The sequence below is a fragment of the Brevundimonas sp. LjRoot202 genome, assembly GCF_964253355.1.
Taxonomy (GTDB): domain Bacteria; phylum Pseudomonadota; class Alphaproteobacteria; order Caulobacterales; family Caulobacteraceae; genus Brevundimonas.
On record NZ_CAXUQW020000002.1, the window covers coordinates 79,690 to 93,934 of the forward strand.

Genomic DNA, 14,245 nt, shown 5'->3' on the forward strand with positions numbered 1-14,245 from the left:
ATCGCCCGGCAACGCCTAGTGTTCGGTGAACGTTGGTCGGAGTGCCTCGTGAGCCCGTTCGAATTCTATTTCGGCTTCTTCAGCCTGGTGATGGGCCTCGCGCTGGCGACGGTGGCCTCGGGCCTGGCCAATGTGCTGAGGGCGCGCAAGGTTGTGCCGCTGGGGTGGCTGACCCCGCTTCTGGCCTTGCTGGTGCTGTTCGACATCGTCAGCTTCTGGGTCATCGGCTGGAATAATTTCCAGGACATCACCATCGGCTACGCCTCGCTCTACGTGGGTCTGGCGATCACCATGATCTACTTCCTGTCGGCGGCCATCGTCTTTCCGAAAGACGCCTCCGAATGGACCTCACTGGACGACTATTACGACAGCCACAAGGCGCTGGTCCTGGGCGGCGTCCTGGCCAGCAATGCGATCGGGATCACCTGGCGGGTGATGATGACGGGGCTGGCGGGCTGGGGTGTGATCGAGGCCGTCCTGTTGCTCCTGTTCTTCGGCCTGCTGGGCGCGCTGATCGTCATCAAGAACCGGCGGGTCAACCTGGTGTTGCTGTTGCTGCATCTGTCGATGGACGTGGCCCAGGCCTTTGTCGCCTGACCGCGACCGCGCGGCGTTGGCCCAGACATGCAAGGCTGATAGTCAGGGCCATCCGTCGCCTCGAGGTCCCATGCGCTCCCTGATCCTCGCCCTCACCCTGCTTTCCGTGGGAACTCCCGTCATGTCCCAGTCCGCGTCCCCGTCCGTCCCCAACGCCGCCCCGTGGGACCAGCCCTTCCTGCCGCCCGCGCCCGAATGGGACGGCGCCAGCCGCGCCCTGCTGCGCGACGCCTCCGACCCCTGGGTCACGGCCTTCGAGGCCGACCCGGCGCATGACTTCAGCCCAACCTACGCGGACACCCGCGTCTGGTTCGACCGGCTGGACGCGGCCTCCGACCTGATCCGCATCGAACAGTTCGGCGTCTCGCCCGAGGGCCGGCCGATCTATGCCGTCATCGCCTCGAAGGACGGCGCCGCCTTCGATCCGGCCAAGCCCGTGCTGCTCGCCCAGGCCGGCATCCACCCGGGCGAGATCGACGGCAAGGACGCGGGCATGATGCTGCTCCGCGACATCGCGTTCAACGGCAAGGATGATCTGCTGGACCGGGTCAATCTGATCCTGATCCCGATCCTGTCGGTCGACGGTCACGAGCGCGCCTCGGCCTACTCCCGTCCCAATCAGCGCGGTCCCCGCATCCAGGGCTGGCGCAACACGGCGACCAACCAGAACCTCAACCGCGACTATCTCAAGCTGGACCAGCCCGAGATGCGGGCTGTCCGCGGCCTGATCCTGAAGTACCGGCCCGACCTCTACGTCGACATCCACGTCACCGACGGCATGGATTACCAGTACGACGTCACCTACGGATACAACGGCGAAAACGGCATCTACTCCCGCTCACCGGCCACGGCGCGCTGGCTCGACGCCGCCTTCAAGCCGGCGATCAACGCCGCGCTCGAGGCCCAGGGCCACATCCCCGGCGAACTGGTCTTCGGCATGGGCGACGATCCCAAGGCCGGCCTGTCCGACGGCGGCCTCGGCGAACGCTTCTCCAACGGCTGGGGCTCGGCCGCCCACGTCCCGACCATCCTGATCGAGAACCACAGCCTCAAGCCGCACGAACAGCGGGTGCTGGGGACCTACGTCTTCCTCGAACAGGCCCTGCGCACCCTGGCCGCCGGCAGCGCCGACCTGCGCGCCGCCGTCGCCGCCGACAGCGCCCTGCGCCCGGCCGAGATTCCCGCCAACTTCGTCCAGGACGACCAGCCCTCGACCACCCGCGCCTTCAAGGGCATCCGCTACGAGACCTGGGACAGCCCCGCCTCGGGCCGCCGGGAAATCCGCTGGCTCGGCGAGCCGGACCCTGAACTGTGGCAACTGCCCTTCTACTCGTCGCACCCGACCCTGACGCTGCAGCGGCCGGAAGCCTACTGGGTGCCGTCCTACCGGTCCGACATCATCGAACGCCTCGCCGCCCATGGCGTCAGCATGGAGACGCTCGACGCCCCCCGCACGGTCTCCGTCGACATGCTGCGCCTCGACGACCCGAAGCTGGCGACCCGCGCCAACGAGGGCCACGTGCAGGCCTCGGTCACCTCGGTCACGCCTGAACACCGCGACTGGATCTTCCCGGCGGGCTCGGTCCGCGTGCCGACCGACCAGCCGCTCGGCGACGTCGTCGTCCTGCTGCTCGAGCCGCAGTCGTCCGAGAGCTTCTTCGCCTGGGGCCTGTTCCCCGAGGTGCTCAGCCGCGTCGAATACATCGAGGGCTACGCCATCGCTCCGCTGGCCGAACGGATGCTGGCCGCCGACCCGGCGCTCAAGGCCGAGTTCGAGGCCAAGCTGGCCGCCGATCCCGCCTTCGCCGCCGACGGCGACGCGCGTTTGCAGTGGTTTTATGAGCGAACCCCGTTCTATGATGACCGCTACCGGCTCTATCCGGTGGCGCGCGAGACCTGACCATGCATGACCATCTGACCGCGGTGCAGGCCGCCGGCGTGTGGAGCGGCGCCCTCATCGTGCTGATGGTCGTGCTGTCGATCCGGGTCGTCCTCAACCGCCGCAAGCACGGGGTCCTGTTCGGCGACGGGGGCGTCGAGCAGATGACCCTCGCGAGCCGGGCCTTCGGCAATGCGGCGGAATACATCCCCATCGGCATCGGAGCGCTCATCCTGCTGGCCGTCACGGGCTATGCCTCGTGGATCGTGCATGCGGTGGGTGCGACCCTGTTCGTCGGGCGGCTGGTTCATCCGATTGGCCTGAAGTTCGGCTCCGGCCCTTCGCTCGGCCGTGTCGTCGGCATGACCTTGACGTGGCTGGCGCTGCTCGGCGCCGCTGCGACGCTGATCATCTGCCCGCACCTGCGCTGAGCAAGGCCGGCGCGCCGGTTGCGTCGCCGGGGCGGCCCGGCCATATCGGGGCATGCCTGATAGCCTGTCGTCCTCCGCCTCCCCCGACATCCTGCCCGATCTGGTCGCCGCCGCGCTGAAGGCCGGCGCCGACGCGGCCGAGGCGGTTTCCGCCGAGCGCGCCGCCCTCTCCGTCGGGGTCCGCAACGGCGCGCTGGAGGATGTCGAGCGCGAGGAGAGCCGCGACCTCGGCCTGCGCGTCTTCATCGGTCGGCGCCAGGCCACCGTCTCCGCCTCCGACCTGTCAGAGGCCACCCGCGCCCGGCTGGTGGAGCGCGCCGTGGCCATGGCCCGCCTCGCTCCCGAGGATCCCTACGCCGGCCTGGCCCCGCAGGACCGCCTCGCCCGCGGCCCCTTCGCCGACCTCGATCTATTCGACCCGTCGGAACGCGGCGCCGCCGATCTGGAGCGGGTCGCCGCCGAGGCCGAGGCCGTCGCCCTTGCGGTGCCGGGCGTCGTCCGCTCCGAGGGCGGCCACGCCTCCGCCTCGGCCAGCCGCTGGCGGCTGGTCACCTCGCACGGCTTCGACGGCGCCTATCACGGTTCGGCCTTTTCGCTGGGCGTCGGCGTCATCGCCGAAAAGGACGGCGCGATGGAACGCGGCGGCGAGCATCGCGCTACCCGCCACCTGTCCGACCTGCCCTCCGCCGACAGCATCGGGGCCGAGGCCGGACGCCGCGCCGTGGCCCGCACAGGTCCGCGCAAAATCGCCTCCACCACCGCCCCGGTGATCTTCGAGAACCGTCTGGCCATGCAGATTCTGTCGCCCCTGATCGGCGCCATATCGGGCCCGTCGATCGCGCGCGGTACCTCGTTCCTGAAGGATCGGCTCGGCCAGGCGGTGCTGCCGAAGGGCGTCAACCTGATCGACGACCCGTTCCGCCCGCGCGGCATGGGCTCGACCCCGTTCGACGACGAAGGCGTGGCGGTGTCACGCCAGTCGATCGTCGAGGACGGCGTCGTAACCACATGGCTGCTCAACAGCGCCGCCGCGGCCCAACTGGGCCTGGCTTCGACGGGCCACGCCTCGCGGGGCCTCGCAGGGCCGCCCGGGGTTTCGACCCACAGCCTGCATCTTGAACCGGGCGAGCGGGACCTCGACGGCCTGATGGCCGACGCCGGTGCCGGCCTGCTGGTCACCTCGATGTTCGGCCCCTCTCTGAACGCCAACACCGGCGATTGGTCCGCGGGGGTTTCCGGTTTCTGGTTCGAGAACGGCCAGATCGCCTGGCCGGTCAGCGAGGTCACCGTGGCCGGCAAGCTGACCGATCTCTACGCCAGGATGCAGCGCGGCTCGGACCTCGAGTTCCGCGGGGCGAACAACAGCCCCTCCCTGATGTTCGACGCGGTCGCCATCGCCGGCAAATGAGCGACGCAACAGACGACCTCGGAGCCGATCTCGACCTGATCCGCGCCGCCGCAATCGCCGCCGGCGAGCTGGCGTTGGCCGAGCGTGAGGCGGGACTGAAGATCTGGTCCAAGATCGGCGGCTCGCCCGTCACCTCGGCCGACATGGCGGTCGACCGCCTGCTCCATGACGCCCTACTGGGCGCGCGCCCCGATCACGGCTGGCTGTCGGAAGAGACCGTCGACACCCCGACCCGCCTGGCGGCCCGCCGCATCTTCGTGGTCGACCCCATCGACGGCACCGTCGCCTACATGAAGGGCAAGCCATGGTGGTGCATCCCCATCGCGGTGGTCGAGGAGGGCCGCCCGGTGGCCGCCGTCATCCACGCCCCGGCGCTCGGCGAGACCTTCACCGCCGTGCTGGGCGGCGGGGCGTTCCTGAACGACCGGCCGATCACCGCCTCGGACACGGCTGACCTCGACGACGCCTCGGTGCTGGCCGACGCCCGGCTGATGGAGGGGCCGCTCTGGCCCGAGCCGTGGCCGGCCATGCGCTTCGAGAAACGCAACGCCATCGCCTACCGCATGGCCCTCGTGGCGGCCGGGGCCTTCGACGCCGCCATCGCCCTGACGCCCAAATGGGACTGGGACGTCTGCGCCGGAGCCCTGATCGTCGAGGAGGCCGGGGGCCGGGTCAGCGACCACCACGGCGGCGCCTGGCGCTTCAACCAGGCCGATCCGCGCCAGGGCAGCCTGGTGTGCAGCGCTCCGGCCCTTCACCCGTTGATCGTGCGGCGTACAGCGCCTATTCCGCTGGCGCCCCGCTAGCTCTCTGGACCGGACGCCGCCCATGACCAAACCCGCCGAGACCGACACCCAGTTGCTCCACCTCGTCATCGGCGGCGAGCTGCGCCACCTCGACGCCCCGGTCTTCCGCGACCTGTCCAAGGTCGAGTTCGTCGGCGCCTTCGCCAACTACGAAGAGGCCCGCAAGGCGTGGAAGGCGCGGGCGCAGGCGACGGTGGACAATGCGCACATGCGGTATTTCATCCTCCACGCCCACCGGCTGATCGATCCGCGCGGGGACGCCCCCGAGCCGGGCGGCGGGAACTTGCTGCCCGACTGACGCGCTTTCGGCGTATGCTGTCACGCCTGCCCGGGAGAGACCCATGCTGACCCCCGCCCTGATTGTTCTGGCCCTGCTGGTTCTCGGCGTCGGCATCGTCGTCTGGGCCGCCCGCCGCAAGCCCGCTGCCCCGCCGGTCGGGCCGGCCGAGGCCGACACCGCCTGGAACGACCCGATCACCCCGGACGAGACCCCCGCTCGGCGCGACACCGTCACCCACGGGGAAGCACCCTCGCAGGACCCCCGCCCATGACCCTGTTCGGCCGCACCCTCGGGGGCGAGGAGATCGCCAGCCTGGTCTTCCTGCTGGCGGCGCTGGTCCTGTGGATCGCCGTCTACCGCGGCGAGCGGGGATGGGCGCGTTGGTTCAAGCGCTGGGAAGGCGACCGCAAGGCCCGGCGCGAGGCCGAACTGGCGATGGACAAGGGCGACGGTCCGCCACCCCGCGACGCCCCGCGCGGGCCGTGGGGTTAAGACGGCCTACTCACGCCTGAGCAGCTTGTCCGTCAGCACCGTGCCCCACCAGTTGGCCTTGAACTCGGCCCGAATGGCCTTCGGGTCGTAGGCATCGCTGTCGACCCAGTCGATGAACCTGACCCCGGTCGGCTCGACCTCCTTCAGGTATTTCTCCAGCGTGTAGTCCAGCACCCCGGTCAGGCCCTCGCGGTGGTGCAGGTATTTCTTCGACAGCTGCTCGATGGCTGTCGAGATCGGCTCGCCGAGATGGAAATGCCGGTACAGCACCGCCATCATCCCGGCCCGGTCCGCGCCCGACTTGCAGTGGATCAGCACCGGATACTCGATGGTCCGGAACAGTCCACGCGCCCGGTGGATGCGGTCCCTTTGCGGCGGATCGCGCGAATCCAGCGGCGCGTCGATCAGGGTCAGCCCCAGCCGTTCGCACGCCTCCCTCTCCAGCGCATAATAGGCCTCATCCCGCGCCCCGCGCAGGTTGATGACGGTCTTGATCCCCTTCGACTTCCAGTAGGCCAGCTGCCGCGGCGACGGCTGGTTGGTCCGCACCAGATCGGGCCCCAGCCAGTGGGCGTTCATGAACCACCGCCGCAGGAAGGCGTGATCCTTCCAGACATAGTCCCACCGCGCGCGAAAGCGGCCGGCCGGGGTGGTGAGGTCGTAGCGGGGCATGGAGGGGAGATAGCCTCCACCGCGGCGCGACGCCACCGGTTCAGGGCCATTACAATTCCGGCGACACACCCTCGACATTGGAAGCCCACACAACCGCTACATCCGCTACAAGGGCGACACCGCTTGACTTCCCCACCATCCCGACCGACCTCGGACCGATGACGACTCCCGCCCCCGCCGACGAGAAGGAGCCGCTGCGCCCGCTGCTGGGGCGGATCTGGCGCGACTATCTCTCGCATCACCGGACGCCGCTGTTCCTGTCGATCCTGTGCGCGGCGGTCGTCGGCGTCATGGCCGCCACCGTGCTGCAGCTGCTCGAGCCGGCCATCGACGGCCTGTTCCTCGGCGAGGCCGTGACCATCTGGGGCGTGTTCACCGTGCCGCCGGGTCAAGCCCTGACGGGCATCCCCCTGATCATCATCGGCGCCGGCCTGATCTGGACCGCCGCCGCCCTCGGCCAGGCCGCGCTGGTCAACCGCCTCGGCCACGGCATCGTCGGCGACATCCAGGTCAGGCTGTTCGGCGCCATGATCCGCGCCGACCTCGCCCGGCTGCGCAGCCAGCACTCCGGCGGCTTCGTCTCCTCGGTGCTGTTCGACGCCAACCTGGTGCGCGAGGCCTTCACCAACGGCGTGGTGAACTACACCCAGCACGCCCTGACCCTGATCGCGGTCATCGCCTACATGGCCTGGACCGACTGGCGGCTGACGATGATCGTGCTGCTGGGCGCGCCCCTGATCGCCTTGGTGCTGCGCCGCTTCGGCAAGCGGATGCGCAAGGCCACCACCGGGGCCATGGTCGAGACCTCCAACCTCTCCACCGCCCTGATGGAGAATCTCGACGGCGTCCGCCTGATCAAGATCGAGAACCGCGAGGCGGCGGAAGAGGCCCGCGTCGGCGAGGTCGTGGCCCGTCGCCAGCGCCACGTCATCAAGTCTGCCGACAGCCGCGCCTTCGCCGGCCCGTTCAGCAATCTGGTGGCCATGTTCGTGGTCGCCGCCGTCATGGCCTACGCCGGCTGGCGCGCCCGCGACGGGGCGATGAGCGTCGGGGCCTTCGCCGCCTATATCGGCCTGCTGATGGCCGCCGGCCAGTCGCTGCGGCAGGTGACCAACCTGCAGACCGTGATGGCCGAGGGCCTGACCGCCGCCCGCCGCCTGTTCGGCGCCCTCGATATCGAGCCGGAGATCCGTGAAGCCGCCGACGCCGCATCCCTGCCGGACGGCCCCGTCACCGTCGCCTTCGACCACATCAGCTTCGCCTACGCCCCGGCGGCCGAGGGCGGCGCGCCGACGCTGTCCGACATTTCCCTGACCGTGAAGCCGGGCGAGACCGTCGCCCTCGTCGGCCCGTCCGGCGGCGGCAAGAGCACCCTGCTGTCCCTGCTGCCGCGCTTCTATGACGTCACCGCCGGCGCCGTGACCGTCAACGGACGGGACATCCGCGAACTGAAGCTGCACGACCTGCGTTCGAGGATCGCCCTGGTGACGCAGGAACCCTTCCTGTTCGACGACACCATCGCCGCCAACATTTCATACGGCCGCCCCGGGGCGTCGCAGGCCGAGATCGAGGCCGCCGCCGCCGCCGCCGCCGCCCACGACTTCATCACCGCCCTGCCCGAGGGCTATCTGACCCGCGCCGGCGAGGCGGGCCTGCGCCTGTCCGGCGGCCAACGCCAGCGCATCGCCATCGCCCGCGCCTTCCTCAAGGACGCCCCCATCCTGCTGCTCGACGAGGCCACCTCGGCCCTCGACACCGAGAGCGAGGCCCTGGTCCAGGCGGCCCTCGAACGGCTGATGCAGGGCCGCGCCACGCTGATGATCGCCCACCGCCTGTCGACCGTCCGCAACGCCGACCGCATCTACGTCATCGACGCCGGGCGCGTCGTCGAGACCGGCTCCCACGCCGCCCTGGTCAGGAAAGGCGGCCTCTACGCCCGCCTGGCCCGCCAGCAATCGCTGGACGGCGATGCCGTAACGGTGGCCACCGTCGCATGAAGCCCCTCCGCAATCCGGTGATCCAGTCAGTGCTGGCCTCGATTCTCGCCGGCTGGCTGCGCCTCTGCTACGCGACCATCCGTTGGGAGCATCGCAATGAGGATGTGGCGGAAGCCGTCTGGAAACAGGGCGGCGGCGCCCTCGCCGTATTCTGGCACTCGCGCACCTCTCTGGCCCCGCACAGCTGGCCGCTCGACCGGGCCCTGCCGGTCAAGGGCGTCATCTCGCGCAGCGCCGACGGCGAATTCATCGCCAAGGCCGTCGCCCGGCTCGGCATCCCGGCGGTCCGCGGCTCCTCGTCGAACAAGGACAAGACCGACCGCGACAAGGGCGGCACGCAGGCCCTGCGCGACGGCCTGCGCCAGCTGAAGGTCGGCGGTCTGGCCATCACCCCCGACGGCCCGCGCGGCCCGGCGCGAAGAATGGCCGAGGGCCTGCCGCTCATGGCCCGGCTGTCGAAGGCGCCGGTCCTGTTCATCGGCCTGTCGTGCAATCCCGCCATCCGCCTGAACAGCTGGGACCGGGCCCTGATCCCCCTGCCCTTCGGCCGGGGCGCGATCGTCTGGGACCGCGCCGACTTCCCCGAGGGGGCGGAGATCGCCGACGTCATCGCCGACTGGTCGGAACGTTGCACCGCCGTTGAGGCGCAGGCCGACGCCATCACCGGTCTGGAGCGGATCTGACATGAGCCCCGCCCTGATCGCCTACCGGTTCGTCACCCGCCTGATCGAGCCGCTGGCCCCGCGCCTGCTCGACGCCCGCGCCAAACAGGGCAAGGAGGATCCGACCCGGGTCGACGAGCGCCTCGGCCTCGCCTCCGCCGCCCGTCCCGCCGGCGATCTCGTCTGGCTGCACGGCGTCAGCGTCGGCGAGACCCTGTCCCTGCTGCCCGTGGTCGAGCGCCTGCGCGACCGCCGCCCCGACCTGACCGTGCTTGTCACCTCGGGCACCCTGACCTCGGCCACGCTGCTGGCCAAGCGCCTGCCCGCCGGCGTCCTCCACCAGTTCGCCCCCATCGACACCCCCGGCGCGGTCGGCGCCTTCCTTGACTACTGGCGGCCCCGCGCCGCCGTCTTCGTCGAGAGCGAGCTGTGGCCCAACCTGATCCTCGAGGCGCGCCGCCGTGAGGTGAAACTGGTGCTCGCCAGCGCCCGTATCACGGAGAAGACCGTCGACGGCTGGCGCCGCTTTCCCGGCGCGGCCCGAGAGATCCTGTCCGCCTTCGATCGCGTCCTGCCGCAGGACGAGGCCTCCGCCGCCCGGCTCGAGAGCCTCGGGGCCCGCATCGACGGCCATGTGAACCTCAAGCTGGCCGGCGCCGCCCCGCCGCACGATCCCGGCGCCTTCACCCGCCTCAGCGCCGCCATCGGCGACCGCCCGGTGGTCGTCGCGGCCAGCACCCACGACGGCGAGGAGATCGCCCTCGTCCGCGCCCTCGACAAGCTGGCCGACCGCCTGTGCCTGATCCTCGTGCCCCGCCACCCGGAGCGCAGCGCCGCCATCGCCGCGGCGCTGACCCGCGACGGCTACCGCTTCGCCCTCCGTTCGAACGGCCGCGAGCCCGACCGCGACACCGACCTCTATCTCGCCGACACCCTCGGCGAGATGGGCCTGTTCCTGCGTCTGGCCGATGTGGTGGTCATGGGCGGCTCCTTCTCCGCCGCTCTGGAGAAGCCCCCCGTCGGCGGCCACAATCCGCTGGAGCCCGCCCGCCTCGGCAAGCCCGCCGTGACCGGTCCCGACATGTCGAACTGGGCCGCCGTCGCCGACGCCCTGATCCAGGCGGGCGGCCTCGCCGTGGTCGAGGCGCCGTGGGACCTGTCGGGCGTGGTCGCGCCCCTGCTCGCTGATGACAAGGCGGCCAAGGCCATGGGCGAGCGGGGCCGCCGCGCCGCCGCCGAGGCCGGATCAGGTCTTGATCGGCTGTGGGACAACCTGACGCCCCTGCTTCCGCCCGCGGGGGGACGCCGGTGAAGCTCAACACCCCCCGCTGGTGGTACGACCGCGAACGCCGCCACGCGCCGATGGCCCGCATGCTGCTCAAGCCCCTGTCATGGGTCTGGGCCGCCGCCACCGCCCGCCGCATCGCCCGCGCCACGCCGGTCGATCCCGGCGTGCCGGTCATTTCAATCGGCAATCTGACGGTGGGCGGCTCGGGCAAGACCCCCGTCGCGCGCGAAATCCTGCGCCTGCTGCGGGCCGCCGACATCGACGCCCACGCCCTGTCGCGTGGTTACGGCGGCCGGCTCGAAGGACCGATCCGGGTCGACCTCGCCGCTCACACCGCCGCCGACGTCGGCGACGAGCCGCTGATGCTGGCGTTGGACAGCCCCGCCTGGATCGCCCGCGACCGCGTCGCCGGGGCCCGCACCGCCGCCGCGGCGGGCGCGCGGGCGCTGGTCCTCGACGACGCCCACCAGAACCCGGCCCTGAGAAAGGCCCTCAGCCTGATTGTGGTGGACGGCGAGACCCGCGACGACGAATGGCCCTTCGGCGACGGCTCGGTGTTTCCCTCCGGCCCGATGCGCGAGCCGTTGCGGGCCGGTCTCGCCCGCGCCGACGCCGTGGTCGTGCTGCTGCCGGCCGATGCGCCGGGGGCCGACCCCGAACTGTTGGCGACCTTCGGCGCCCTGCCGGTCTTCGTCGCCCGGCTCCAGCCGGCCGCGCCGCCCCCGCCCGGGCCGCTGGTCGGCTTCGCCGGCATCGCCAAGCCGTGGAAGGTCGAGCGCTCGCTCAAGGCGGCCGGGGCCGAGCTCGTCGATTTCGCGCCCTTCCCGGACCACGCCGCCTTCCGCGATCAGGACCTGCGCTTCCTCGCCGACCGCGCCGCCCAGTTCGGGGCGACGCTGATCACCACCGAAAAGGACTGGTCGCGGCTGACGCCCGAGTGGCGGACGCGGGTGGTCGGCTGGCCGGTCAAGGCGACGTTCGAGGATGAAGCGGCCGTCTCGGCGGCGCTCCGCGCGGCTCTGACGGTCAGTTGACGAGTTGTCCGCGGACGGCGCCGTCCGGATAGGGCGCGTTGTGGACGTTGACGTAGAACCCGGCGGGCATGGCGAGGATTTCGGCCCCGAGCCCGGCCGCGACGTCGACGCAGCCCGAACTCGAGCCGGCGGCCGGCGGGGTCAGGGTGACCACTACGGGTCCCGGCACACCCAGCGCGCCCCGGTGGATGTGCGCGGCGGTCGCCGTGGCGATGCCGCTGACCGACAGATCGTAGCAGATCCGGCCCGCCATCAGCGGATCGATGCGCACCGTCGCCGAGCCGCTGCCGTCGGCGTCGCCCGGTCCGGGGGCCTCGGCGGCGCCGGTCATGGCGGCCGTCAGGACGGTGGAGCCGTCCATGTTCAGGTCCGCCGAGGTACAGGCGGCCAGCAGGAGCGACGGAGCCGCGACGGCCAGAATGGCCAGGCGGCGGGCGGAAAGCGGATGCGAGATGGAAGTCATGATGGCGTCCTCGGCTGTTGGGGCGACGCGCAGGAATTCTGTGGTCTGCGGCCTCCAACACCGTCGTTCTCCAAACAGTTCCCCGGATCGGGCTACTCCGCCCGGTAGATCGCCCCGCCCTTCATCACAAACCGCACCCGCTCCAGTTCCGTCACGTCGGCCAGCGGATCGCCTGACACGGCGACCAGATCGGCGGGCAGCCCCGGCGCGATCCGCCCGGCTTCGTCCGATATCCCCAGGTGCGCCGCCGCGCCGACGGTCGCGGCCTGAATGGCCTCCAGCGGCGTTAGTCCGGCCCGCGTCAGCAGGGCGAATTCCTGGGCGTTGTCGCCGTGAGCGGAGACCCCGCTGTCGGTGCCGAAGGCGATCCGCACCCCGCCCTCGTGCGCCCGCCGCGCCATGTCCAGCATCCGCGGCCCCGCCTCCATCGCCTTGGCGGTTTGCGCCGGGGTGAAGAAATTGTCGGGGCCCGAGGCCACCCGGGCCACGAAATCCCCCGCCAGCAGGGTGGGGACCAGCCAGACGCCCTCGCGGCGCATCAGCCGGATCGACTGGTCGTCGAGGAAGGTCCCGTGCTCGATCGAGTCGCCGCCCGCGCGCAGGAAGCTGTTGATCCCGTCCGCCCCGTGGGCGTGCGCCGTGACCTGGCGGCCCATGCGGTGGCCTGCGTCGACGATCGCCGCCAGCTCGGCGTCCGAGAACTGCTGTCCCAAGCCGGCCGCCGTGTTCGACAGCACCCCGCCGGTGGCGGTGATCTTGATGATGTCCGCGCCCGAGCGGACCTGCAGCCGCACCGCCCGCATGCAATCCTCCGGCCCGGAGCAGACGCTCTCCGGCGACAGCAGGTGCATGACGTCCTCGCGGAAGCCGTTGATATCGCCGTGGCCGCCGTGGATCGAGACGGACTGGCCCGAGGCGATCACCCGCGGCCCAGGCACGTCGCCGCGCCGGATGGCGTCGCGCAGGGCGAACACCGCCTCGTTGCTTCCGCCCAGGTCCGCCACCGTGGTGAAGCCCGCCATCAGCGTCCGCCGGGCGTAGCGCGCGCCGACCATGGCCTGTTCGGCGTTGGATTGGGTCACCTCCTCCAGCCGCCCGTTGGGGTTCTGCTGGCCGGTCAGGTGCACGTGGCTGTCGATCAGGCCGGGCAGAACGAACGAGTCGCGCAGATCGACGATCCGGCCCTCTCCGACAAAGCCGTCGCGCACTTCGACGATCCGGTTCCCTTCGATCACGAGAGTTTTATCGCGCTGCACAACACCGGTAGCCGGATCGGCCAGAAGCCGCCCTGCGTGCACGAACGTGGTTCCCCCGGGTGGGGAAACAGGCGCGACAGCGGGCGTTTGCGCGGCAACGCCGGTAGCCCCGGTCAAGACCGCGGCAACGATAAACATTGTGATGATCTTCACGAAACCCCTCCAGAACAGCGCCTTCACCTTAGACCCCTGCCCGTTTCCGCCAAGGCTCAGGTTGCTACGGACAGGATGATTTGAAACAACCCGTAACCTGTTGAAACCGTGCGAGGGGCGTCGCATGCGGCTAGCGAGACGAGGATTCATTCTGGGCGGCGCCGCGCTGATGTCGGGGTGCGCCACCGCGGCCGCCCGGCCGGTCACGACCCTCGCCGGGGCGCAAATCCCACCGACGCCGACCGTCCAGATCGCCCGCCCGCCCCAGGCCATCACCGCCCAACTGAACTCCACCCGTCCGCTCGATCCGCGCGGCGCGGTCCGCAAGGAACTGATGGAGCGGGCCATGGCCGCCCTCGACATCCACAAGGACCGCATCACCCGGCGTGACCGCATGTATCTGGTCGACTTCAAGAAATTCTCGGGCGACGAGCGGCTGTACGAGGTTGACCTGCACGGCGGCGCCGTCACCCTGATGCGCACCACCCACGGCCGCGGCTCCGACCCGGCCCACACCGGCTTCGCCGAGCGCTTCTCCAACACTCCCGAGAGCTACATGTCCTCGGTCGGCGCCTACGCCACCGCCGGGGCCGGCTACGGCGCCCAGCAGGGCCCCAATGTTCTGCTCGACGGTCTCGAGTACACCAACAACCTGGCCCGTGAGCGCGCCATCATCGTCCACGGCGCCGACTACGCCGACCCCGCCTTCCTCGCCCGCGAGGGCAAGCTGGGCCGCAGCTACGGCTGCTTCTCCGTCGCCCACCACGACCTGCCGGTGCTGCGCGAACGCATGGGCGAAGGCCGCCTCCTGTTCGCCTGGGCCTGAG

At 70.8% G+C, this 14,245-nt stretch carries 16 protein-coding genes; 13 read left to right on the forward strand and 3 right to left on the reverse strand.

Features of this window, described 5'->3' with window-relative positions:
• Positions 1-48 precede the first annotated feature (48 nt).
• The 8 genes from ACSQ1L_RS05260 (at position 49) to ACSQ1L_RS05295 (ending at position 5,893) form a co-directional block, all read left to right on the forward strand.
• Complete coding sequence (locus tag ACSQ1L_RS05260) at positions 49-597, forward strand: hypothetical protein (RefSeq protein ID WP_435992660.1); 549 nt, start codon at positions 49-51, stop codon at positions 595-597.
• Positions 598-667: 70 nt separating this feature from the next.
• Positions 668-2,497: a M14 family metallopeptidase gene (locus tag ACSQ1L_RS05265; RefSeq protein ID WP_435992662.1), complete on the forward strand. Its 1,830-nt coding sequence runs from the start codon at positions 668-670 to the stop codon at positions 2,495-2,497.
• 2 nt (positions 2,498-2,499) lie between these two features.
• Positions 2,500-2,907 carry an MAPEG family protein gene (locus tag ACSQ1L_RS05270; protein WP_435992664.1) on the forward strand — a complete coding sequence of 136 codons (408 nt, stop codon included), beginning with the start codon at positions 2,500-2,502 and terminating at the stop codon, positions 2,905-2,907.
• A 52-nt stretch (positions 2,908-2,959) separates the two neighbouring features.
• Positions 2,960-4,315, forward strand: a complete 1,356-nt coding sequence (locus tag ACSQ1L_RS05275) for a TldD/PmbA family protein (RefSeq protein WP_435992666.1) — start codon at positions 2,960-2,962, stop codon at positions 4,313-4,315.
• Positions 4,312-5,121 carry a 3'(2'),5'-bisphosphate nucleotidase CysQ gene (locus ACSQ1L_RS05280; protein WP_435992668.1) on the forward strand — a complete coding sequence of 270 codons (810 nt, stop codon included), beginning with the start codon at positions 4,312-4,314 and terminating at the stop codon, positions 5,119-5,121. Before ACSQ1L_RS05275 ends, ACSQ1L_RS05280 begins: the two co-directional genes overlap by 4 nt.
• 22 nt (positions 5,122-5,143) lie before the next feature.
• On the forward strand, positions 5,144-5,419 hold the full coding sequence (locus tag ACSQ1L_RS05285) for a DUF4170 domain-containing protein (protein WP_435992670.1): 276 nt from the start codon (positions 5,144-5,146) through the stop codon (positions 5,417-5,419).
• A gap of 43 nt (positions 5,420-5,462) precedes the next feature.
• A complete protein-coding gene (locus ACSQ1L_RS05290; protein WP_435992672.1) occupies positions 5,463-5,672 on the forward strand; it encodes a hypothetical protein in 210 nt (69 codons plus the stop codon).
• Positions 5,669-5,893, forward strand: coding sequence for a hypothetical protein (locus ACSQ1L_RS05295; protein WP_435992674.1), 225 nt, complete (start codon positions 5,669-5,671; stop codon positions 5,891-5,893). Before ACSQ1L_RS05290 ends, ACSQ1L_RS05295 begins: the two co-directional genes overlap by 4 nt.
• 6 nt (positions 5,894-5,899) lie before the next feature.
• Here ACSQ1L_RS05295 and ACSQ1L_RS05300 read toward each other — a convergent pair whose 3' ends face one another.
• Entirely contained in the window at positions 5,900-6,565 is a 666-nt protein-coding gene (locus ACSQ1L_RS05300) for a fused DSP-PTPase phosphatase/NAD kinase-like protein (RefSeq protein ID WP_435992676.1), read from the reverse strand.
• A gap of 158 nt (positions 6,566-6,723) precedes the next feature.
• On the opposite strand from ACSQ1L_RS05300, the gene ACSQ1L_RS05305 reads away from it, so the two are divergent.
• The 4 genes from ACSQ1L_RS05305 to lpxK are packed head-to-tail and all read left to right on the forward strand — an operon-like array spanning position 6,724 to position 11,546.
• A complete protein-coding gene (locus ACSQ1L_RS05305; protein ID WP_435992678.1) occupies positions 6,724-8,562 on the forward strand; it encodes an ABC transporter ATP-binding protein in 1,839 nt (612 codons plus the stop codon).
• Positions 8,559-9,245: a lysophospholipid acyltransferase family protein gene (locus tag ACSQ1L_RS05310; RefSeq protein WP_435992680.1), complete on the forward strand. Its 687-nt coding sequence runs from the start codon at positions 8,559-8,561 to the stop codon at positions 9,243-9,245. Before ACSQ1L_RS05305 ends, ACSQ1L_RS05310 begins: the two co-directional genes overlap by 4 nt.
• Before the next feature lies 1 nt (position 9,246).
• Complete coding sequence (locus tag ACSQ1L_RS05315) at positions 9,247-10,536, forward strand: 3-deoxy-D-manno-octulosonic acid transferase (RefSeq protein ID WP_435992682.1); 1,290 nt, start codon at positions 9,247-9,249, stop codon at positions 10,534-10,536.
• A complete protein-coding gene (gene lpxK, locus ACSQ1L_RS05320; RefSeq protein WP_435992684.1) occupies positions 10,533-11,546 on the forward strand; it encodes a tetraacyldisaccharide 4'-kinase in 1,014 nt (337 codons plus the stop codon). The genes ACSQ1L_RS05315 and lpxK overlap by 4 nt, the downstream gene beginning before the upstream one ends.
• On the opposite strand, the gene ACSQ1L_RS05325 is transcribed toward lpxK, so the two are convergent.
• Both ACSQ1L_RS05325 and ACSQ1L_RS05330 read right to left on the reverse strand, forming a co-directional pair.
• On the reverse strand, positions 11,539-12,009 hold the full coding sequence (locus ACSQ1L_RS05325) for a CHRD domain-containing protein (protein ID WP_435992686.1): 471 nt from the start codon (positions 12,007-12,009) through the stop codon (positions 11,539-11,541). The genes lpxK and ACSQ1L_RS05325 overlap by 8 nt on opposite strands.
• 92 nt (positions 12,010-12,101) lie before the next feature.
• Entirely contained in the window at positions 12,102-13,403 is a 1,302-nt protein-coding gene (locus tag ACSQ1L_RS05330) for an amidohydrolase family protein (protein WP_435992688.1), read from the reverse strand.
• 139 nt (positions 13,404-13,542) lie between these two features.
• On the opposite strand from ACSQ1L_RS05330, the gene ACSQ1L_RS05335 reads away from it, so the two are divergent.
• Complete coding sequence (locus ACSQ1L_RS05335) at positions 13,543-14,244, forward strand: murein L,D-transpeptidase catalytic domain-containing protein (protein ID WP_435992690.1); 702 nt, start codon at positions 13,543-13,545, stop codon at positions 14,242-14,244.
• Position 14,245: the final 1 nt, after the last annotated feature.